Genomic DNA, 22,351 nt, shown 5'->3' on the forward strand with positions numbered 1-22,351 from the left:
GAAGTTAATGAAAATTCTGGAAAAGATCGTCCGCCAAAAACAAAAAGAAGTCGCTTCGCTAAAACGCAGGATTCCTTTAAAGGATTTAAAGCAGAAGTGGGCGATCTCCGCTGCAAAAAAATTTTCACTGATTGAAAAAATGAAAAACAGCGCCGAATTACGGTTCATTTGCGAGGTGAAAAGAGCCTCTCCATCCGCCGGATGGATTAAACAGGAGGTCGATCCTGCAGACCAGGCGAAGGCCTATGCCGCGGGCGGCGCGGCGGCCATATCAGTACTGACCGATAAACACTTTTTCAACGGGCGGCAGGAAGACCTCACGCAAATTAGACATGCGATTGATCTGCCGTTGTTGCGCAAAGATTTCATTATTGACGAATACCAGGTCTGGGAGAGCGCTCTGATGGGAGCCGATCTCATCCTTTTAATCGTTCGAATTCTGGATACGGATCAACTGGAACGCTTGTTAAGGTTAGCCAGCGAACTTGGCCTGGAAGTCCTGGTTGAGTTGCACGGTAAAAAGGATATTGAAAAATTGCCGGCGCATATTGAAACGCTCCCAGTAATTCTGGGCGTCAACAATCGAAATCTGGACACTTTTGAAGTGGATCTCAACCATTCTCTTAAAATGATCGGTTACCTGCCGCACGGCCTGCCCGCAATCAGCGAAAGCGGAGTAAAATCGGCGGATGATTGCGTACAACTCAAAACGCACGGTTTTAAAGGCGTTTTGATCGGCGAAGCCCTGATGCGTCAGCAAGATCCCAGTAAATTTTTAAGACATCTGATAGAGGCGACCGGGCATGTTTACACATCTTAAAATTTGCGGCATCACCCGATTAGAGGAAGCGCAGAAGATCGCAGAGCTGGGCGTAAGTTTTTTAGGATTTAACTTTTACGAACGGAGCCCGCGCTTCGTTACGACTGGCCGGGCGCGGGAGATCATCCGCCAATTGCCGGCCTGGGTGAACACGGTGGGTATTCTGGTCCGGCCAACGCTGCGGGAGTGCCTGCAAATCCTAAAACACACGGAAATTAAATTTTTGCAGATTTACGATCCGCTTGATTTTACAGATTTTAACCGCCTGCCGGCGCCGGTCATTGCCGCCTTTCGTTTAAAAGATGGCGTTGAATTTAGCTACCAGAGGCGCGGCGAGCAGTACGTGTTACTGGATGCCTTTCATTCCGGCGTCTATGGCGGAACTGGAAGGACATTAAACTGGCTTCAACTGCCCGCAGAAGTTCCGCGCGAACGATTGTTTCTGGCGGGCGGCATTAATCCTGATAATATTCTAAAAGCCTTAACAGCCGTCAACCCGGCGGTTATTGACGTAGCCAGTGGAGCGGAACGCGCGCCCGGAGTTAAGGATCTGGAAAAGGTTCGGGCGATGCAGATGACCGTGCTGTCGTTTAATCTTGCAAAGATCGATCGGGCAAAACAGAACGGAAACAATTAACACTGCCTTTGATGGAAATTCTGGTTGTTGGGCGCGCAATAGGCCCTCAATACCATTCTTCTTTTCCCGGAGATTGGAAGGGGAGCATGGCGATGAGACCGTGTAATTTGAAAAGAATACTCAAACTAACAATAGGAGAGTTATTCAGGTGTCGAATGAAACGTTAAATAAAAAACTCACTTACTTACCCGATGAGCGCGGCTACTTCGGGCGCTTTGGCGGGCAATATGTGCCTGAGATTTTAAAGCCGGCGCTGGATGAATTACTGGCGGCCTATCAGGCGTTAAAAAACGAGCCGCAATTTTTCAGAGAATTTGAAGAGGAGTTAAAAAACTACGCAGGGCGCCCCACGCCGTTGTATTTTGCGCAAAATCTTACCCAATATTATCAAAAAGCCAGAATTTATTTAAAACGCGAAGACCTGGCGCACACCGGCGCGCACAAAATTAACAACACCATCGGTCAAATTTTGCTGGCGAAACGGATGGGCAAAAAACGAATCATCGCCGAAACCGGCGCCGGCCAGCATGGCGTGGCCACGGCCACGGTGGCGGCAAAGGCCGGCCTGGAGTGCTGCATTTACATGGGCGAGCAAGATGTGGAACGACAAAAGCCCAATGTTCAGCGCATGAAAATGCTGGGCGCCGAGGTACGCCCCGTGTTTTCCGGCACGCAAACTTTGAAAGACGCGACCAACGAGGCCATGCGCGACTGGCTTTCCAATGTGCAAAACACACATTACATCATCGGTTCGGTGGTGGGGCCGCACCCTTTTCCCATGATGGTGCGTGATTTTCAAAGTGTGATTGGGCGTGAAACGAAGGAACAGATTCAGGAAAAGGAAAAACGCCTGCCCGATTACCTGGTAGCCTGTGTGGGCGGCGGAAGCAACGCTATCGGTCTCTTTTATCCGTTTTTAGATTTTAAAAGCGTTAAATTAATTGGCGTGGAGGCTGCCGGATTGGGATTGCAAAGCGGCAAACATGCGGCTTCGTTAACCTCCGGAAAGCCGGGCATTTTTCATGGCATGCTGACCTATCTTCTGCAAAACGAGGACGGGCAGGTGCAGCTGCCTCATTCCATTTCGGCCGGGCTGGATTACCCGGGCGTTGGCGTGGAGCACAGTTTTTTGAAGGAAGACGGCCGCGCCGTTTACACTTCCGTTACGGATGAAGAAGCCCTGAAGGCTGCCTTTTTACTCAGTAAATTGGAAGGCATCATTCCAGCTCTGGAAAGCGCCCATGCGCTGGCTTATCTGGAAAAATTGATGCCCGAAACTTCTCCTCAACAAGTGGTGGTTGTCAATGTAAGCGGCAGAGGCGATAAAGACATGGAAACCTATCTTAAGTATCTGGAATAGGCGGCAGCGCCTTTTAGCCAGTTTGTAAAACAAAGTAAGAAAGGTAAACGGTTAAAATGAGCAAACGTCTGCGTGAACTAATAGAGCGCAACACTAAAAGCGGAAAAAAGATGCTTTCGCTTTATGTAATGGCCGGTTTTCCCGATATCGATTCAACATCAGACATTGTTCTTGCCTGCGAACAAGCCGGCGTGGATTTTATTGAACTGGGCATGCCCTTTTCCGATCCCATCGCCGACGGGCCGGTTATTCAAAAAGCGGCGGACAGAGCGCTGAGACAGGGCGTTAATTTACACACAATCTTTGAAATCGTAAAAAAAATTCGTACACAAAGTCAGATTCCCATAATTTTAATGGGTTACCTGAATCCCGTTTTTCAATTTGGTCTGAAGAACTTTTTTGCCGAATGCGCCAGAATCGGCGTGGATGGTTTGATTTTACCGGATTGGCCGGTGGAAGAAAGCGAGCCCTATCTTTCTCTGCTGGAGTCTTACGATCTGGATTTGATTTACCTGATTGCGCCCAACACGCGCATGGAGCGCATACGGTACATTGATCGTTTAAGCCGGGCATTCATTTATTGTACAGCTTATACCGGCGTAACCGGCAGGAATAATCGCCCTCTGCCGCAAATGGAAAAATTTTTAGGCGATTTAAAAACATCGCTGCGCCATCCATTCTTTATCGGTTTTGGCGTAAAGTCTGCGCAGGATTTTAATTTTTACAATCGCTATTCGGCAGGCGTTATTATTGGCAGCGCATTTATTCGTTTGCTGGATTCCTGTGAGCGACGCAGTCTAAAAAAAGAAATCAGCCGTTTTGTAACACAGATTCGAGGAAATTAGCCCTCGCCCTCATGATTCCCCTTTCCCAAAATAAAAGGCTGGGTGAAGGAGATGCTCAGCTTGGGCGGTTAATCATGAAGATGGCCGGGGCGGAATGATAGTCCGGTGAGCATCTTAAAATATCTCCTTTAGAATACTTCCCTTGAAAGATTCGGTCCGACATGGCGGGATGGGAAAATTTTTGTGCTGCTGGATTGGTTGAATAGTTAATTAGTTGATTAGTTGAATGGTTGAATGGTTGAATAGTCGCTAGCCTGTCATTCTGAACGGAGCGCCAGCGGAGTGAAGAATCTATACCGTTGAATGGTTAAATAGAAATTATCCGGCGTTGGCGCCCAGCACACCGTCGGAGAAAATTCTCAACAGCAAATATTCCCCTTATCCCCAATTTTTATTGTGATAGAAGGGAATCGAGGCGTAAGGGCAATTGAAACTATTTTTAATTTAAAATATTCATTGCGCCCTTTGTGACTTCTCTGAGCTCTCTGTGGTCGCTTAAATTCCTGCGGGAATTTTTTTAGTTGTGGCTATGCTGTACTAGAATTAAAAATTAAAAATTAAAAATTAAAAATTAAAAATTACGAATTACGAATTACGAATTACGAATTACGAATTATCACGCGGAGCGGGAGGCTGTGCCCGAATAGTAGAGTGCCGATTTGCTTAGCTTTCGTCTTAAATGTTAAATAATTTCCTGCGATTATTGGCGTAATCTGCGAGAAAATTACTTTGCGCGCGTTGCGGTTGATTTTTTTACTGCCAAAACCGTCTATAATAAAATTTTTGACTGGGGCCATGATGCCTTAGTGTTTTGAACCGTGATTTTCTTGATCTATGGATGAGTTCAGTATAAAAACCACGAATTTCACGAATGGACACGAATATATTTTATGTAATTTAAATAAAAACAATAGGCCCATTTAAATGAATTTGGATAACAATACCTTTTTAGAGTGGACTCATGGATTACCATAAATTTTTTTTATACTGTAAAAATTCTCCTTAAATATGGGCAGTAAACTTTCTCAATAGAATTTTTTGATTTTGGCCATGCGGCCTTCCGAAAAACTTGAACTATATCGAATTTTTTGTAGCTTTTGGTTTTTAAGTTAAAAAGAGTGTAAAACCAATTGGAGGAGTACCATGCCATTTAAGTCGTTCCATCGTTTAATCTTGTTAATGTTTATCATTTTGTTTTTTAGCCATTCATTCGCTGTTGCTGAGAGCGATGAACGGTTGTTAACTCCGCAGGAGCTTTTGCAGCTTAAGATGGTTGCTACTGCTCAGGTTAGCCCTGACGGCAACTATATCGCTTATACCGTGCGCGTGCCGCGTGCTGCGGACGATGAGCCGGGCAGCGCCTATTCAGAGCTTTATGTTATGGCGCTAAAAACGCGTCAAATCACGCCCTTTATTACTGGTAAGGTGAGGGTTGTCGGCGTGCAATGGCGGCCGGACAGCAAGGCCATTACCTTTCTTGACAAACGGGAGGGCGATGAGTTCAGGCAGGTTTACGAAATTCGGCTGGATGGAGGGGAAGCCTATCCTATTACCGATGTCCAAAAAAATATTTCCCGCTACCAATGGCATCCTTCCGGTAAGATGTTGGTCTTTAGCGCCACGGAGCCGCCATCTGAAAAGGAAAAGTTTTTACGTAAAAAAGGCTACGACTTCATCTTTTACGAAGAAGAGTGGAAACACATCAATCTGTACGCTTATGATCTAACCACCAAAGAGGAACGTCAGATTACGCGCGACATTACGGTTCTGGATTTTATCTTTGATCCGCAGGGCGGTCAACTGTTTGCCAGAATGACCGAAAAAAATCTGATTGATTATCACTACATGTTCACGCACTGGTACAAAGTAAATCTCAAAGATGGCAGCTATCAGAAGGTAAGCCAGAACAAGGGTAAATTAGGCAATGCCAGCGTCAGTCCGGATGGCAGGTGGCTGGCTTACAACGCGGGGCTGAACGAACACGATAGCGACTTCAGCCAGGCTTTTTTAATTTCTCTGGATGAACCGCAAAAGGAAGCAGTGAATATTACGCCGCCCAAATACCGGGGACACATCACCTGGGTGGGCTGGCTTTCCAATAATAAAATGTTGTATCTGGCGGCCGAAGGCGTGGAAAATGTTTTGTATGAATACAACGTAAAAAACGGCAAACGAAAAAAAATACTGCACTCTGCCCAGCAGGGCGTCATTTTTGACGTGCCTTCCATGTCCAGAGACAGAAAGGTCTTTGTGTTTACCGGACATTCTGCCACTTTTCCGCGTGAAGTCTTTTTATGGAAAAAACGCAAACGTTTAACGCGTCTGACGACTTTAAACCCCTGGCTGGCCGATAAAACACTGGGCGAGCAAAAAGTGATTCATTATGCGGCGCGGGATGGCCTGCAAATTGAGGGATTGCTTATTTACCCGGTAGATTACCAGCAAGGTAAAAAATATCCGCTGGTGGTGCAGGTGCACGGCGGCCCTGAATCGCACTATTCCAACGGCTGGATCAGTCGGTACGCAACGCCCGGCCAGACGCTGGCTGCGCGCGGTTATTTTGTGTTTTACCCCAACTACCGGGCCAGTACCGGCTACGGCGTCGAGTTTGCCATGCAGGGCTTTGGCGATCCGGCCGGCAAAGAATTTGACGATATTGCGGACGGCATTAAATATTTGATTGATCAGGGGTTGGTTGATCCGCAGCGCGTGGGACTTGGCGGAGGCTCTTATGGCGGTTATGCCGCAGCCTGGTTTGCCACCTATTACACCGATCTGGTTAAAGCGGCCTGTATGTTCGTCGGTGTCAGCGACATGATCAGTAAAAAAGGTACTACGGATATACCCTATGAGGAATTACTGGTTCATGCCGGTAAAAAAATCGAAGAAGAATGGCAAAAAATTCTGGAACGCAGCCCCATTTACTGGGCGCATCAATCCCGCACGGCATTATTGATTTTTGGCGGGACGGCGGATACGCGCGTCCATCCTTCCCAGAGCCTGGAGCTTTACCGGCGCTTTAAGATGAATGATAAAACCGTGCGCCTGGTTCAGTATCCGGGCGAAGGCCACGGAAACGCCCGCCAGCCCGGGCAAATTGATGTGCTCTATCGGGTGCTGGACTGGTATGATTGGTATTTAAAGGAAAATCATCCGGTTGATGGCCCCATGCCACCGCTGGACATCAGCGAAAAGTATGGTCTGAGCCTACCGGAGTAAGGAACAAGCAATACCACGGCGGTGAGTACAAGCGGACTTACCGCCGTTTTTTATTTTCGCCTGCCATGGAGTATGAGCGTGAAGGTGAAAGTCTTCTTCGTCCCAGGCAAGGAGAACTTCCGTTGGTCGACAGGAGTGTCCATCGTGAACAGGATGACTAATGCGCCGACTCGGCTATCGAAGACGCGAGTTCTTTTACTCGCCCGGGAAATCATTTAAATGACCTCGCTTTTTTGTTGAATCGCCTGCCCATTCTTCAGCAAATGGAACATCGAAATATTCTAAAAAAAACGGAGTGGCAAAAAAAGCGCGCTTCTCAAAAATTTTTGAATTTGCCTAAAAAATTAGATTGATTTGATTGTGGTTATAAGATTTCTCTCTTCGGTCGAAATGACAAATCATACTTAATAGAGCGAACTTATTTTCAAAAATGTTTGAAAATTTACGCAAGGCATCTTACTTTACTTAAAACTCTTTTTGGTTTAAGCGGAAGAAGAGTGCCGGGGAAATTCCGGACAGATTGTGGCCAATCAAACAAGGCGAAAGGACGTGACCATGAGGAGGTTTATTATAGCCATCCTGCTGTGGGGACAGTTTTTCGTTGTACAAAAGTATGCAGCCGCCGGTGAAATTCCTCCGTTTCGCTGGCAGGTCGGCGAGCGGCTTACGTGGAAAGTAAGCTGGTCATTCATTCGCCTGGGGACTCTGCAGATGATCGTGGAAGATACGGTCAGAATAAAAAACCAGAAGTTGTACCGCATCAAATTGTTAATGGATTCCAATCCGGTTTTAATTTTTGTCAATATTCACAATCAATACGAGTGTTTGATCGACTCCCTGTTCCGTCCGGTCATTTACCTGGTTAATGAAAATGAGTCGGGGAATAAGAACATATTGCTTTATCAATTTGACTACGATAAAAGACAGGCGTTGATGCAGGTACTGGATGTAAATGATTCCACCCATGTGCTGGATGAAAAAATTATCAATTTAGAGCACAATTTGTACGATGGGATTTCTTTGACATTTTTTGCACGGGGCAATGCTTCGCCCAATAAAACATTTGAATTGTACACTTTTATTAATGATCGAACGGGCCCGCTGGATATGCGTTTTGGCAGCGAGGTAGAGGAAGTGAAGATTCGTTCGGTTGGAAAAGAGCTCCTGACGATCCGGGTGGAAGGAACGTTCCATATTAAAGGCATCGCCGGTGTTACCGGCGATTACAAGGGTTGGTTCACGCGAGATGAGCGCCGAGTGCCGTTAAAAGCGCTGCTTAAAGTGTTTGTTGGTAATGTGGTTGTGGAGCTGGAATCCTGGAAAAACTGGCATTATGAATAAGGCGTCCCTTAGGAGGCGGACGCCTTGTTGGTCTTTTTTTCTTCGTGCTGATTGTTTTGCTGGTTGTTTTTGGGCGGCTTGCGATGGGCCGGAATCCTTGACTTGGGGAAAATGACCTCATGCGGTGCGATCATGGCCCCCGGGCCGATTTCAACGTCGCCCATGACGGTCGATTTCATTCCGATTGTAACTCCGTCTCCAATTTTCACTTTGCCCAGTACAAGATAGCCTTTTTGCCCGTAATGGGCGATGATGGTGGCAGAGCCGCCGATGGTTACGTAGTTGCCAATCTCAATCAAACCCGGATCTGAAATATTGGTGGTGTTAATATGCACGCCTTTTCCCACTTTCATGCCCATCATTTTGTAAAAAAGAACATTTAGCGGCGTGGGCGTAACAAATTCTAAAAATGTGTAGCGCACGATATAGGTCAGCGCATTATGAATGTACCATGGCACGCTGTGATAAGAAAAATAGTTGCCGCGGAACGGTTTGATTTTAAATGGTATTAAAAAATTAAAAAAAGGAATGACAAAAATCAGACAAAAACCATAAATAAAATAGGCTAAAACGGCAGCCGTACTGATCATAAAATAGTGAAAAATCGGATCCCAGGCAGCCGTAGCACTTTTAATCCAGAAGAAAAAATAGACGCCCGGTGTGGCTGATATTCCCATGGCAATAATTCCAACAAAATAGAGCGGCAGCAAAGCTAACAAAAACATACCGGTTCGGAATTTACGGAGTAAGGTTTCGAATACGCCGGCCAAACCGCTGAGATTGGATTTCGTCGTTAAGATATTCTCTTTGTACGCCTTTTTCTTCTCTTCCATAACGAATCATCCCTGTTTTAATTTTCCTGTTCTCTGTAAATTAAAACGAACTTTCTTTTCATTTTTGTTGAATAGCACAAAAATTATATTAATTTCAGTTCTGTTATGAATGTTTAAATCGGCGTTTGACTTAAAATATTGAGTTAAACACAAAGAAAAATTAAATTCTTATTAATTTTATGCGTTTGCTCAAAGTTTGGTCAACTTTAAAAATTATCTTATATTAAGAAAAACAATTTTTAACAAAATCTATGAAAAGGTGAAAAATGTTGGACACAAAAAAAGAGATGGAACGGCTCGAAAAAGAGAAGCATCGCCAAATTGTTAAACTGGTTACCCATTCTTTTTACAAAGAGCTAATTAATTATGGCGTAAACCAAAGCGATATTATCAATGTCTCTACACAGTTGTTGGATCATGTACTGCAGAAGAAGCCTATCAATAACAATGGCACTTACAGTAAGGAGTTGCAATTATCCGAAGTAGATGACCGCTGGCACATCGAGAAAAAAATCATTTTAGGCGAGGTCCACATTGAACCTTTGGCCGAGGTATGTATCCCCACTATTTGTGAATGGTTGAAACAACACGAAATTAGTCAGACCTTTATTCGCTTTTTCCCGCAGGATAAGGAAAAACTGGAAGAATATTTGCTTCACGCGCCAAACAAGCAGTATTTTGCCGTTAAATATTTAAAAGAGCATCTGGTGGGCATCATTGGAGCTGAAAACATTGATGAGGTCAATAAAAAACTGGAAATGAAAAAATTTATCGGCGCTACGGAGTACAGGAACCGCGGCATCGGTAAATTAGCGACCTTCCTCTTTTTGTACTATGTTTTTGAGATTCTTAATTTCCAGAAAATTTACATCCATTCGCTGGACACCAATATTAAGAATATTAATCTAAACAGCAAGTTTGGTTTTGAACTGGAAGGGATTTTGTATTCTGAAGTTTTGATCGACGGCAAGTCGTACGATGTTTTGCGCATGAGCCTGCTGCGTGAGAAATGGCAAAGACTGTTCGGGCAGACAATGTAGAGAAAAAAGCCGCCTTTCGAATAAAGTGAGATGTTCGCTCTGAGGCAAAATAGCCGCAACTAAAATTACCCGCAACGCGCGCAAAGTAATTTTCTCGCAGATTACGCCAATCATCGCAGAAAGAGAATAAACAAATTATTCTGAGACCAAAGTTAAGCGAATCGGCACTCTACTATTCGTAATTCGGGCACAGCCTCCCGCTCCGCGTGATAATTCGTAATTCGTAATTTTTAATTTTTAATTCAAGTACAGCATAGCCACAACCAAAAACATTCCCGCAGGAATTTAAGCAACCACAGGGAGCGCAGAGAAGTCACAAAGGGCATAAAGAATGTTTAAAATTAAAAATCATTTCAATTGCCCTTACCCCCTCGATTTCTCTCTCCCAGAATAAAAGTCTGGGAGAGCAGATTGCACCCAGTGCAACCACACAGTGCAAGCACAAAGTGCAAGCACACAGTGCAAGCAGTCTTTATTTAACGCTGTAAGGCATGAGAGTTTTTGTTGAATATTCAACCATTCAACTAATCAACCATTCAACCAATTCAGCCATGGCGGGACAGATGCTACGAAGGAAGTATTCTTAAAAGGCGGCGCAATAATTTTTACCAGTTAAATATGTAAAATGGGTAATGATATTTTTAAGGTATCTTTACTTCCACTACTTAGAAATAAAATCCTGCGTTTTACAGTTTACAAACATAGAAGATTTCAATTTATTTAAGGGAAAAATGATACAGGCAATAGATTATTTAGATCACATACATTCAGGCTATCTGGAAAGTTTATATGAACAGTTCAAAAAGGATCCTTCAACGCTTGACGAGAGCTGGCAGCGTTTTTTCGAGGGCTTTGAGTTAGGGCAAAAAACAGGCGTCTCTGCGGACGGCGAACAGCTGGCAAAGGAATTCAAGGTCATAGAATTGATCAATGCCTACCGAACCAGAGGACATCTGTTCACCAGAACAAATCCCGTAAGACAGAGAAGGAAATATCGTCCCACTCTGGATATCGAAAATTTCTGTTTGAGCAAACAAGACCTTAAAACGGTGTTTCATGCCGGCGAGTTGATTGGTATCGGTGCGGCGACGCTTGAAGAGATACTGCAGCATTTAAACCATACCTATTGCCGTTCGGTTGGCGCGGAGTTCATGTTTATTCGGGTGCCGGAGCGTGTGCAGTGGCTGCGCGAGCGCATGGAATCCACCAGAAACGAGCCCCATTTGTCTATTGAGGATAAAAAACGGATTTTGCAGAAGTTGAACGAAGCGCTGGTATTTGAAACTTTTTTGCACAAGCGCTATCTGGGGCAAAAGCGATTTTCGTTGCAAGGCAGCGAAACGTTGATTCCCGGCCTTGATTTTTTAATCGAGCACGGCGCAGAATTGGGAGTGGAAGAGTTCGTGATTGGTATGGCGCATCGCGGACGACTCAACGTGCTGGCTAATATTCTTGAAAAGACCTACGAAGAAATTTTTGCTGAATTCGAGGATTTCCCGCTTGATGAAGGTTCCTTCTCGGGCGATGTGAAATACCACCTGGGCTATACCAGTCTGTTGAAAACCAAACGTGGAAAACAGGTAAAAGTGAGCCTCTCTCCCAATCCTTCTCATCTTGAGGCGGTTGACCCGGTTATTGAAGGTATGGCGCGGGCGGGTATTGACGAGCAGTACAATGGGGACGTTAATAAAATTGTGCCCATTCTCATTCATGGCGATGCAGCCATCGCCGGTCAGGGCGTGGTGTACGAGGTGATTCAAATGTCTTTGTTAGAAGGCTACGCAACCGGTGGAACCATCCATCTGGTAATTAATAACCAGTTGGGTTTTACCACCAGCTATCTGGAAGGTCGTTCCAGCACCTACTGCACCGATGTGGCTAAAGTGACGCTTTCGCCGGTTTTTCATGTAAATGCCGATGACGCCGAGGCGGTGGTGCACGTTATTCGTCTGGCCATGGAATACCGTCAGAAGTTTCATACCGATGTGTTTATTGATTTGTTAGGTTATCGGCGCTATGGTCATAACGAGGGCGACGAACCGCGTTTTACCCAGCCTAAATTGTACCAGGCCATTGCCAATCACCCCGATCCGCGTACGATTTACTATCAAAAGTTGCTCAAAAGCAGCGAGGTGGAACGCGGCCTGGCCGAAAAGATGGAGCGCGAATTTCAGGTGCAATTGCAGGAAAAGTTAAACTGGGTGCGCGATAAAAAAGCTCCCATTTCCACTCTCCAAAAACAGAAGTCCAATGGCAGGCAGTCCCGCTCCTCTCTGCCGAAAACCGGTGTTCCGTTGGATGAATTAAAAACGACGGCGGAGCGCATTTTCCGCATTCCGGAGCAGTTAAATCCTCTGCCAAAAATTCTTAAAATTTATGATGAGCGGCAGAGACGGTTTGCGGAGGGAAAGAATATCGATTGGGGCATGGCCGAAGCGCTGGCCTTTGGCACGCTGGTGCATGAAAAAATTCCGGTCAGACTCAGCGGGCAGGACAGCGTGCGCGGCACTTTTGCGCACCGCCATGCGGCCATTTTGTCGCAGGATGATGAAGAGCAGTACATCCCGCTGCAGCATGTGTCCGAAGATCAGGCGCCGTTTTACATTTACAACTCGCCGTTGTCGGAATATGCCGTGATGGGCTTTGAATTCGGTTATTCTTGCGCCAGGCCCAATGCGCTTACGATCTGGGAAGCCCAGTACGGCGATTTTGCCAATGGCGCGCAAATCGTTATTGATGAGTTTATCGCCAGTTCTGCGGAAAAGTGGAACAAGGACAATGGGCTGGTTCTCTTCCTGCCGCACGGTTATGAGGGTCACGGGCCCGATCATTCGTCAGCCCGCATTGAACGCTTTTTACTGCTGGCCGCCAATCAGAACATGCGTATTGTTAACTGCACAACGCCGGCCAATTTTTTTCATTTATTGAGATCGCAGGTAAAATTGGACGTCAGATCGCCTTTGATCGTCTTTACGCCTAAAAGTCTGCTGCGCCATCCCCAATGCGTCAGTTCATTAAAGGAATTTACAACCGGAACGTTTAAAACGATTATCGATGACGCTGTTGTGGATCGAAAAAAGGTGACGAGGGCCGTGCTTTGCTCCGGCAAATTCTATTATGATATTAACCAGCGCAGACAGGAGGTAGGCGACCGGAGCACGGCCGTGATCCGCCTGGAGCAAATTTATCCCTTTCCGAAAGAAGAATTAGAGCGGATTCTGAAAAGGTATTCCAATTTAAAAGAAGTGTGGTGGGCGCAGGAGGAACCGGAGAATGCCGGAGCCCTGTGGTTCATGGAAAGAGAACTGAGTACAATGCAGGTAAAAACGGTCAGCCGTCCGGCCAGCGCTGCGCCGGCCACGGGATCGCATTTAAAACATGTACAGGAACAAAACGCATTACTGGAAAAAATTTTTAATAAAGAAGAGTAGAAGAGAAAATGAGAATAGAAATCAAAGCGCCGGAAGTCGGTGAATCGATTAACGAGGTAACCATTGGCAAATGGTTGAAAAAAGACGGGGATTTTGTGGAGCAGGATGAAATCATCTGTGAAGTGGAATCAGAAAAGGCCACTTTAGAAGTCGTATCGGAAAATAGCGGTCAGATTAAAATATTGGTGAAGGAAGGAGAAACCGTACCCATTGGCACGCCTATCGCCACCATCGAAACAGATGCTGCCCGGCCTCAAAAAGATTCGAAGGTTTCCGATGAGTCGGTTGTGGAAAAAACGGTTGACATAGCGACGAAAACCGCAGAAGAGCACAAACTGAAAATTACACCGGTCGCCCGTAAGATCATCCAGGAAAAAAAGATCGACGAAAAGTTACTGGCCAGGTTTTCTGCCGATGAGCGGATCACCAAAGCCAGGCTGGAAGAGCTATTAAAAGACCAGCAGAACGACGCGCTCGCCGCCCAGGCCGCAGAGTTTAAAGAGGATGAAGAGCGGACAAAAAGCGCGCAACCATCCGGCATTGGACGAAAAGAGCGCCGCGAGCGAATGTCCACTCTGCGGCAGACCATTGCCCGCCATCTTGTGCAGGCCAAGCAGTCCACGGCCATGCTCACCACTTTTAATGAAGTGGATATGAGCGAAATCATTAAGCTCAGGCAGGAATACAAAGAGGAATTTTTGCAGAAAAAGGGCGTTAAGCTGGGCTTCATGTCTTTTTTTATCAAGGCGACGGCGCAGGCTTTACAGGAGTTCCCTGTGGTCAATGCAAGAATCGACGGTGAGGACATTGTTTACCATGAATACGTGGATATTGGTGTCGCCGTTTCTACCGATCGCGGTCTGGTGGTGCCTGTAATCAGAGATGTGCAGAATCTGAGTCTCGCTGAAATTGAAAGGGAAGTGGCCCGGCTGGCCGCGGCGGCGCGAGACAAAAAATTATCGATTGAGGAGTTGAAAGGCGGCACATTTTCCATTACCAACGGCGGTGTGTTTGGCTCTTTGCTTTCCACGCCCATCATAAATATTCCGCAAACCGCCATATTGGGGATGCACAACATCCAGGAGCGTCCCGTGGCCATTGAGGGACAGGTGGTCATTCGTCCCATGATGTATCTGGCGCTGTCCTACGATCACCGCGTCATTGACGGCAAAGAGTCGGTTCAATTTTTGGTACGCGTTAAGGAATTAATTGAGCGTCCTATCCGTTTGTTGCTTGATGTGTAAAGCCTAAGGCAGAGTATTTCCGCAGGGATTTAAGCAACCACAGAGCGCGCAGCGCACAGCGCACAGAGAAGTCAGTAGAGTAGAAAATTACTTTGCGCACGTTGCGCTTGATTTTGGTTGCGGCTACGCTGCCTTGAAAACTCCCCCCTGTTTTTCCCTCTGTTAAATAAAAAGAAAGTGCTGCCTGAAGTAAGTTTCAACTTCTGGGGCAGCCCTCTGAAAAAGTGGTCCAGGTTTGATGCGCGCCAAAGTCAAACGGGCGCCTCTGGCGACTGCATTGGGTGTATGGTGGCTGATTTAAACGGCGCTGTGAGGTTGTTCATGATCAGTTCATTTTACGGGGAGGGGAGTGAAGCAGCGCTCTGTCAGAGCGCTGCTTGCTGCGGTGAAGAAATCAGCCCGGGGCAACGCCCCGGGCTACCATCCCTTGACCAAAACCTCTTCACCAACGCATCACCCGTGCCGGATGGAATTGGACGATCCTGATGCGTTCCTATGACTTTTAAATCGCGGCTGGCACACTAACACCTTAACGTTTTATCACCATTCCAGACCATGAACACATCCTGCCCATTGTCCTTTTTAAGTTTGCAAATGGCCCCCTAAATCCCGGCAGGATGATGATTTAACACATGGAAGCCCGGCACGGGCGAGCCCCCTTTAGCGATCTGCCCGATAAAATGCCGAGTACTTCCCGTTCAACCTTTTTTAAGATTTGTCCGTATTTTTTTTGAATTTCTTTGCTCAGCCCTTCTTCGATCTGCAGCCCTTCATTCACGGTTATGCCGATTAACCACAGCTCTTTGGGCATGTTCAGATGCAAACGATTTCCCAGGGCAATCATGGAATGAATGCCGATGTAGTGCGGAGAACTGCCGTAAACCGTGGCGGCGGATTTTTTTAAAGCAATGCATTGAACCTGGCCTGCAACTTCACGTGCGCAGGAGATGGTATCAATAAAAATAACACATTGATAACCGATTAGCAGGTCAAGCAAATAAAGCCCGGACTGGCTGGAAAAAAAAAAAGAGGCTTTTTGCCGCAGCTGGCTGTTTTTCTGCAAATCCTCAACCAGTAAAAGCCCCAGACGATCGTCGCCCAAAAGCGGATTACCCAGCCCCAGAATTAGGGTGTTTTTTTTCTCACCGCCCATGGTTTGTCCCGCGCACAATCTCCCACAGTTTTTCGCCTTTTAAATTGAAAAATTGATAAATGACGGGCATTTCGCCCGGGAACGAGTGGGTGGCGCAGGCGTGACAGGGATCGTAGGCGCGAAAGGCCATTTCAATCTGATTCAAAATGCCGTCGTCGTAGTGCCCGTCATTGATCAGATTACGTGCGGCTTTATCCACCGACATGGCAATGCGCGCCGCATTATTTTGCGTGGCGACAATTAAATTGGCCTTTTGGATGACGCCCTGCTCGTCGGTCTGATAGTGATGAAAGAGCGTGCCGCGCGGCGCTTCCACCACGCCTATTCCCACCGTCGGTGTTTCTGTGGGGACATTGCGGATGTTATCGCTTAAAATTTCCGGATCGTTTGCCAGCTCTGCCATGCGTTCCGCGGCGTACAGTAGTTCGATTAAGCGCGCCCAGTGGTTGGCCAGCGTAAAATGCACGGGTTTGCCGCCCAGCGTTTCAAAAAATTTCAAATAGAACTCCTGCGCCCTGGGCGTGGCCATGCCCTCGGCGGCGTTCAGCCGGGCCAGCGGCGCCACGCTGTAGATGCCCGATTTTTTGCCTTCCGAAAATCCATTCCAGCCCACCTTTTTTAAGAACGGAAATTTTACGTAAGTCCAGGGCTCCACGTGTTCGGCGATCCAGTCTAAATATTCCTGAACCTTGAAGCGGGCGAACTCTTTACCATCCGGCGCAACCACGCGAATCCAGCCGTCATAAAAATTAACGTGATTGTTATCGTCAACCAGACCCATGTAATAGGTTTTGTGCGTGTACGCCGGCGATGTGATAATGTCCACGTACGCCGAATTATTCAAAACAACGTCTTCGAACAACTGCAAGCTAAACAGCGCAAACTCCACCGCCTGGTTGGCAACGTCAACAAAGCGTTCCTGTATTTCTTTGGTCATTTTTTTGGAAACGCCGCCAGGCAACCCTAACACAGGATGAATGACCTTGCCGCCCATTTCGGTGATCAGTTCTCTCAGTTGCCGACGCATGCCAATCACTTTCAGCCCCGTTTCGGTGCCCACTTTCTGCAAAACGCCCAGAATATTGCGACTTGCTTTGGGCGCATCCGGGCCCACCACAAAATCGGGTCCGCCTAAAAAGAAAAAGTGTAAGGCGTGATCTTCGACCATGAATGTGCTGTACACCAGCTCCCGGATCTTTCTGGCGGTTGCAGGCGGTTCTATTTTGTAAAGATCGTCCAGCGCTTTGGTCGAGGCCATGTGGTGCGCGGTCGGGCAAACGCCGCAAATACGCGAGGTAATCTGAGGCATATCTTCCGCAGGGCGTCCTTCGGCAAACTTTTCAAAACCGCGTAGCTCAGGTATCTGAAAGTAAGCGCGATCCACATTGCCGCTGTCGTTTAAAAAAATGGCGATTTTGCCATGGCCTTCAAGCCTGGTAATTGGATCTATGGTAATTTTTTGTCCCATAATCACGCTCCATAGGTTTTGGTTTTATTTTTCGAAAATTCCGCTGCTTTATGAGGCCGTTTCCTTTTTTAAATGAGCCATGTTTCTGCGCTGTAACAGGGAAGCCGGTAAACTGTAGCGATAGAACGTTCCGACCGGATCGACGATCTTATTCATCACCTGTTGAATGTCGTTCTCGTCATTGTAATCAATGATGGAAGCAATGGCCGAAAGCGCCTTGGCCCCCTGGTCGAGCACCTTTGAAGTCGGTCCGAAACAACCGGTGCAGGGCATATTGCCGTTAACGCAAAGCGCTTCGCAGCCGGCGCGCGTTGCAGGCCCCATGCAGATAATTCCCTGAGCCAGCAAGCATTTCTCAGAATCGATATGAATTTGATGGGGACGTTTGATATCGGTCATTAACAATTTTTCCGGCTTGCTTTCGTTCCGCGGACATTCTTCGCACAGCGCTTTGTCCGGCGCCAGCACCGATCCGGGCGGCGGCAGTTCCCCTTTTAAAATGGCCTGCACCGCCTGCAGCAGCAATTTAGGCGTGGGTGGACAGCCAGGTAGATAGTAATCCACCTCAACCACCTGGTTTAAGGTGCGTACCGTGTCGAAAAATTCGGGCAGTTCCAGGTCTCCTTCGGGCGCTTTAAAGTGCGTCATGGGATGTTTGCCGTTCTGTTCTTCCATGGACGGCACTTCATGGTAGGCGCGCTGAAAAATCTCATCCCGATTCCACAGATTGCCCAGTCCCGGAATCCCGCCCAGGTGTGAACAACTGCCAAAAGCGATCATTAATTTGGACTTTTGACGAAGGAGTTTGGCCATCTCTTCCTGTTCTTGCAAACGGATGGCGCCGTTGAGAAAGGTAACGTCAATCTCCCTGTCTTCCATTTGTTCCACGTCCTGCCGTTTAAAGTCCAGAGCGACCGGCCAGAAAACGATATCCACCGCCGCCACCACATCCAGGATGTTTTCGGCCAGGTCAACAACAGCTTCTTCGCAGCCGCCGCAACTGGCGCACCAGTAAAAGGCTACTTTAGGTTTGCTCATTTTCAATTCCTCACCAAATTGATTTTTTTATTCTTAAGAAATTGAAGCGGCCCGCACGGGCGTTTCTTCCGCTTTTTCCATGATGGTGAGCGGCCCCAGTTTCCGAAGCGTTTCCGTCATCTCGTCGATCACCTGTTTTACTTTATCGCCTTCAGAGGCGGAAATCCATTCCAGTCGCAGGCGTTCTTTTTCAATGCCCATCTGTTTGAGTAATTGTTGCAGTAAATGGTAACGACGCAGTGCCTTGTAGTTGCCTTCCTGGTAGTGACAGTCGCCCGGATGACAGCCGCCTAACAACACACCGTCGGCTCCCTTGCGAAAGGCGTCCAGCACAAATTGGGGATCGATGCGTCCGGAACACATGACGCGTATGACACGCGCATTAGGCGCGTATTGCATGCGCGCCGTGCCGGCTAAATCGGCCGCCGTGTAAGTGCACCAGGTACAGAAAAACGCAACAATTTTAGGTTCAAACATGGAATTCTCCTTTTAAATGCTTATTGCTAATTTTATTGGCTTTTTTAAAATTCTACTCCCTAATTTAGTGCCAATTACACCATTAACACGCCGTCGATTTCGGCAAATATTTGTTCGTCCAGGTACAGATGTTGCATGGCGGCGCCGCTGGGGCAGGCGGCCACACAGGTGCCGCAGCCCTTACATAGCACTTCGTTAACCACCGAGATATGTTTTTCAGGATCAAAACTAATAGCCGAGAAGGGGCAGAGCGCCACGCAGGTCTGGCAGCCGGAGCAGGCTTCTTCGTTAATCCAGGCTGTGTTTGGTTCCAGTTCTACCACGCCTTTGTCAATCAATGCCAGGGCCTCGGCAGCTGCCGCGCCGGCCTGAGCCACCGCATCGGGAATGTCCTTCGGCCCCTGACAGGCGCCGGCCAGAAAAACGCCATCGGTAAAGGTTGAAACGGGCGCCAGCTTCGGGTGCCGTTCCAGGAAAAAGCCTTCGGTGCTGCAAGAAATGTTAAATAAGCGGCGGATCATATCGGCGTCCGGCTGCGCTTCCAATCCCACCGAAAGAATGACCATGTCCACCGGAATGCGGCGCACCATGCCAATCATGGTATCTTCCACACGGATCACCAGCTTGCCTTTTTCGGATGGATCCAGTGCCACGTCCGTAACCTCGGCCACGCGTCCGCGAATTAAGTGTGCGCCTTCTTTTAAAATACGATCGTAAAACTCTTCGTAGCCCTTGCCAAAGGCGCGCATGTCGATGTAAAAATTGTACACTTCGGCATCCAGACGTTCGCGCAGCAGGTGGGCAAACTTCAGCGAATACATACAGCAAACGCGTGAGCAGTAGGCGTGATGATGCACATCGCGCGATCCCACACAGTGAATGATGCCCACGCTTTTTGGCTGCTGTCCGTTCTGTAAAATAATTTCTCCGCCGGTTGGCCCGGCCGAGTTAATGAGCCGTTCGATTTCCAGACTGGTAAACACATTATGGTAGCGGCCGTAACCATAATTTGGCATCTTTTTGGCGTCGAAGGTTTTAAAGCCGGTGGCTAAAATAATCGTTCCCACATCAATTTCTTTGATTTCGTCTTTTTGATTGTAATCGATGGCTTTGGCCTCGCAAACGGTAGAGCAAAGCTGACAATCGCAGCATATGCCGCAGGCCAGGCAGCGGATCGCTTCTTCCATGGCCATCTCTGGCGTGTAGCCAAGATGTACCTCTTCAAACGTACGCCTTTTTTCAATATCAATGGCCGGCATTTCCACGCGCCATTTGACTGGCACGCCTTCAGTATCCAGATCAAAGGTCGGTTCAAACGGCCCCTCCAATTCGCGTCCTTCGGAAAGGTCCTGATTGTTTAAGTAGCGATCGATGGAAATGGCTGCTTTTCGACCGGCGAACATGGCGTTGACCACCACGTCCGGGCCGGTTACGCAGTCGCCGCCGGCAAAAACGCCGGGGATGTTGGTTTCCAGAGTAAGCGGATCGGCTGCAAATGTGTTGAATTTGGTGACGGCCAGCCCCAACCGGTCGCGCAAAGCTTCCACATCAGGTTTCTGGCCGATAGTAACAATGGCGCCGTCGCAGGGCAGGGTAAACTCCGAATTGGGGATAGGCACCGGTCGGCGACGTCCCGTCTCGTCGGGATGGCCTAACTTGGTGCGAATGAATTCCATGGCTGTCACGCGTCCGTTATTTCCGATAAAGCGCAGGGGCGAAGCCATAAAGTAGAAGCGAATGCCTTCTTTTTCCGCCTCTTCTACTTCCAGCTGATCGGCGGGCATTTCGTTGCGGCTGCGGCGATAGACGATGGTTACTTCTTCTGCGCCGCTTCGTAAAGCGGTACGGGCAGCGTCAATGGCCGAATTTCCGCCGCCAATCACCAGCACGCGTTTGCCGGGCGTAACGTGCATGCCCAGATTAATGCGCCGTAAAAAGTCGATACCGCCCCAGATGCCGCGTAAATCCTCTCCCGGAATGTTTAACTTCCGTTCAACGCCCGCGCCGATGGCTAAATAAACGGCCGCGTATTTTTTCTTTAATTCTTTCAAAGAAATATCGAGTCCGACGTGCGTGTTCAATTTTATGTGGATACCAATGCGTTCCAGACGTTCAATTTCTTTATTGATGATGCCGCGCGGCAGGCGGAAGGCCGGAATGCCCTGAATGAGCATTCCTCCCGGTTGAGAGGCGGATTCGAAGATGGTTACCTTATAGCCGCGTTGACGCAGCTCGTAGGCGCACATCAGACCCGAAGGCCCGGAACCGACAATGGCGATATGCTCCTTACGCTCTAATGCAGGATCGGGCTTGGGCAGTTCGTAATCGGCAAATTGGTCGGTGACAAAGCGTTTTAAACCGGGAATGTTAACCGGCTCGTCCACCTTGTTCCTGGAACAGAGCGACATGCATGGATGGGAACAAACGCGCCCGCAAATGGAGGGCAGAGGATTGTCCAGCAGAATGATTTCCAGCGCTTTTTCAAATTCGCCTTTGGCGATTAACTGAATGTAGGCCTGCGCTTTTTGATGCAGACTGCAGGTGGCCTGGCAGGGCGGAATGCCGCGCCGCGAAATGGTGTAGGTGTTGGGCACCGACTGCGGAAAAGGTCGATAAATGGCCTTGCGCGAGCCCAGCCCTTCGTCAAATTCTGAAGGCACGGTGATGGGGCAGATTTTTGTGCATTCGCCGCAGCCAGTACACAGGTCTTCGATCACGTAGCGCGCCTTTTTGCGCACCTGCACCTTAAAATTGCCCACGTAGCCTTCCACGGCATCCACTTCGGCGTAAGTCATTAATTCAATATTGGGATGCGAGGCCACCTGTGTCATTTTGGGCGTTAAAATACAGGAGGCGCAATCCAGCGTGGGAAAGGTTTTGTCAAATTTTGCCATGTGCCCGCCAATGGAGGGCTCGCGTTCTACCAGATAAACCTTTTTGCCGGCGTTGGCAATGGTCAGTGCGGATTGAATACCGGCAATACCGCCGCCGACAATCAGCACGTTGTCATTAACCGGCACGGAATTTTTTTCAAGTTCTTCGTGATAGAACACGCGTTTAACCGCCGCGGCAATCAATGCTTTGGCCTTGTGCGTGGCCTGCTGAACATCTTCGGTTACCCACGAATCGTGTTCGCGGATATTGGCCATGTGGAAAAAGTAAGGATTGCTGCCGCCTTCTTCCACGGCGCGGCGAAACGTTGTTTCGTGCATCAGCGGAGAACAGGAAGCGACTACCACGCGATTGATGCCAAATTCTTGAATGTCCTGTTTAATCAATTCCTGCCCGGGATCCGAACACATGAATTTGTATTCGCGCGCCACGGTTACAAAAGGCAGCGTGGAAGCGAACTCAACCACTTCGGGAACATTGACTTTTGCGGCGATATTCGTGCCGCAGTGGCACACATACACACCGATTTTTACTTTTCCATTCTCTTTCATAA

15 protein-coding genes are annotated in these 22,351 nt (G+C 47.9%); 9 read left to right on the forward strand and 6 right to left on the reverse strand.

Going from position 1 to position 22,351, the window contains the following annotated elements; translation table 11 throughout:
* Positions 1-7 precede the first annotated feature (7 nt).
* The 6 genes from trpC (at position 8) to Cabys_RS08875 (ending at position 8,222) form a co-directional block, all read left to right on the forward strand.
* On the forward strand, positions 8-820 hold the full coding sequence (gene trpC, locus Cabys_RS08845; RefSeq protein ID WP_006929994.1) for an indole-3-glycerol phosphate synthase TrpC: 813 nt from the start codon (positions 8-10) through the stop codon (positions 818-820).
* Positions 804-1,457 carry a phosphoribosylanthranilate isomerase gene (locus Cabys_RS08850; RefSeq protein WP_006929995.1) on the forward strand — a complete coding sequence of 218 codons (654 nt, stop codon included), beginning with the start codon at positions 804-806 and terminating at the stop codon, positions 1,455-1,457. The genes trpC and Cabys_RS08850 overlap by 17 nt, the downstream gene beginning before the upstream one ends.
* A 148-nt stretch (positions 1,458-1,605) precedes the next feature.
* Positions 1,606-2,817 (forward strand): tryptophan synthase subunit beta, encoded by a 1,212-nt coding sequence (gene trpB / locus Cabys_RS08855; protein WP_006929996.1) that lies wholly within the window; start codon positions 1,606-1,608, stop codon positions 2,815-2,817.
* Positions 2,818-2,873: 56 nt separating this feature from the next.
* Positions 2,874-3,662: a tryptophan synthase subunit alpha gene (trpA, locus tag Cabys_RS08860; protein WP_006929997.1), complete on the forward strand. Its 789-nt coding sequence runs from the start codon at positions 2,874-2,876 to the stop codon at positions 3,660-3,662.
* 1,143 nt (positions 3,663-4,805) lie between these two features.
* Complete coding sequence (locus Cabys_RS08870) at positions 4,806-6,881, forward strand: S9 family peptidase (protein ID WP_006929998.1); 2,076 nt, start codon at positions 4,806-4,808, stop codon at positions 6,879-6,881.
* 555 nt (positions 6,882-7,436) lie between these two features.
* A complete protein-coding gene (locus tag Cabys_RS08875; protein ID WP_006929999.1) occupies positions 7,437-8,222 on the forward strand; it encodes a DUF3108 domain-containing protein in 786 nt (261 codons plus the stop codon).
* Between the two features lie 8 nt (positions 8,223-8,230).
* On the opposite strand, the gene Cabys_RS08880 is transcribed toward Cabys_RS08875, so the two are convergent.
* Positions 8,231-9,055 carry a hypothetical protein gene (locus tag Cabys_RS08880; RefSeq protein WP_006930000.1) on the reverse strand — a complete coding sequence of 275 codons (825 nt, stop codon included), beginning with the start codon at positions 9,053-9,055 and terminating at the stop codon, positions 8,231-8,233.
* Positions 9,056-9,321: 266 nt separating this feature from the next.
* Here Cabys_RS08880 and Cabys_RS08885 point away from each other — a divergent pair, with 266 nt between their 5' ends.
* From Cabys_RS08885 to odhB, 3 genes are all read left to right on the forward strand, one after another.
* Entirely contained in the window at positions 9,322-10,095 is a 774-nt protein-coding gene (locus tag Cabys_RS08885; RefSeq protein WP_006930001.1) for a GNAT family N-acetyltransferase, read from the forward strand.
* A gap of 731 nt (positions 10,096-10,826) precedes the next feature.
* The gene (locus Cabys_RS08890; RefSeq protein WP_006930002.1) at positions 10,827-13,526 is read left to right on the forward strand and encodes a 2-oxoglutarate dehydrogenase E1 component; all 2,700 of its coding nucleotides are present in this window, start codon (positions 10,827-10,829) and stop codon (positions 13,524-13,526) included.
* Between the two features lie 8 nt (positions 13,527-13,534).
* Positions 13,535-14,770 carry a 2-oxoglutarate dehydrogenase complex dihydrolipoyllysine-residue succinyltransferase gene (odhB, locus tag Cabys_RS08895; RefSeq protein WP_006930003.1) on the forward strand — a complete coding sequence of 412 codons (1,236 nt, stop codon included), beginning with the start codon at positions 13,535-13,537 and terminating at the stop codon, positions 14,768-14,770.
* Between the two features lie 625 nt (positions 14,771-15,395).
* On the opposite strand, the gene Cabys_RS08900 is transcribed toward odhB, so the two are convergent.
* From Cabys_RS08900 to Cabys_RS08920, 5 genes are all read right to left on the reverse strand, one after another.
* Positions 15,396-15,923 carry a hydrogenase maturation protease gene (locus Cabys_RS08900; protein ID WP_006930004.1) on the reverse strand — a complete coding sequence of 176 codons (528 nt, stop codon included), beginning with the start codon at positions 15,921-15,923 and terminating at the stop codon, positions 15,396-15,398.
* Positions 15,913-17,391 carry a Ni/Fe hydrogenase subunit alpha gene (locus tag Cabys_RS08905; RefSeq protein WP_006930005.1) on the reverse strand — a complete coding sequence of 493 codons (1,479 nt, stop codon included), beginning with the start codon at positions 17,389-17,391 and terminating at the stop codon, positions 15,913-15,915. The genes Cabys_RS08900 and Cabys_RS08905 overlap by 11 nt, the downstream gene beginning before the upstream one ends.
* A 48-nt stretch (positions 17,392-17,439) precedes the next feature.
* A complete protein-coding gene (locus Cabys_RS08910) occupies positions 17,440-18,429 on the reverse strand; it encodes an NADH-quinone oxidoreductase subunit B family protein (protein ID WP_006930006.1) in 990 nt (329 codons plus the stop codon).
* A gap of 33 nt (positions 18,430-18,462) precedes the next feature.
* Entirely contained in the window at positions 18,463-18,906 is a 444-nt protein-coding gene (locus tag Cabys_RS08915; RefSeq protein ID WP_006930007.1) for a hydrogenase iron-sulfur subunit, read from the reverse strand.
* Between the two features lie 74 nt (positions 18,907-18,980).
* On the reverse strand, positions 18,981-22,349 hold the full coding sequence (locus tag Cabys_RS08920; protein ID WP_006930008.1) for an FAD-dependent oxidoreductase: 3,369 nt from the start codon (positions 22,347-22,349) through the stop codon (positions 18,981-18,983).
* Positions 22,350-22,351 lie beyond the last annotated feature (2 nt).

The organism is Caldithrix abyssi DSM 13497, from assembly GCF_001886815.1.
Lineage (GTDB): Bacteria > Calditrichota > Calditrichia > Calditrichales > Calditrichaceae > Caldithrix > Caldithrix abyssi.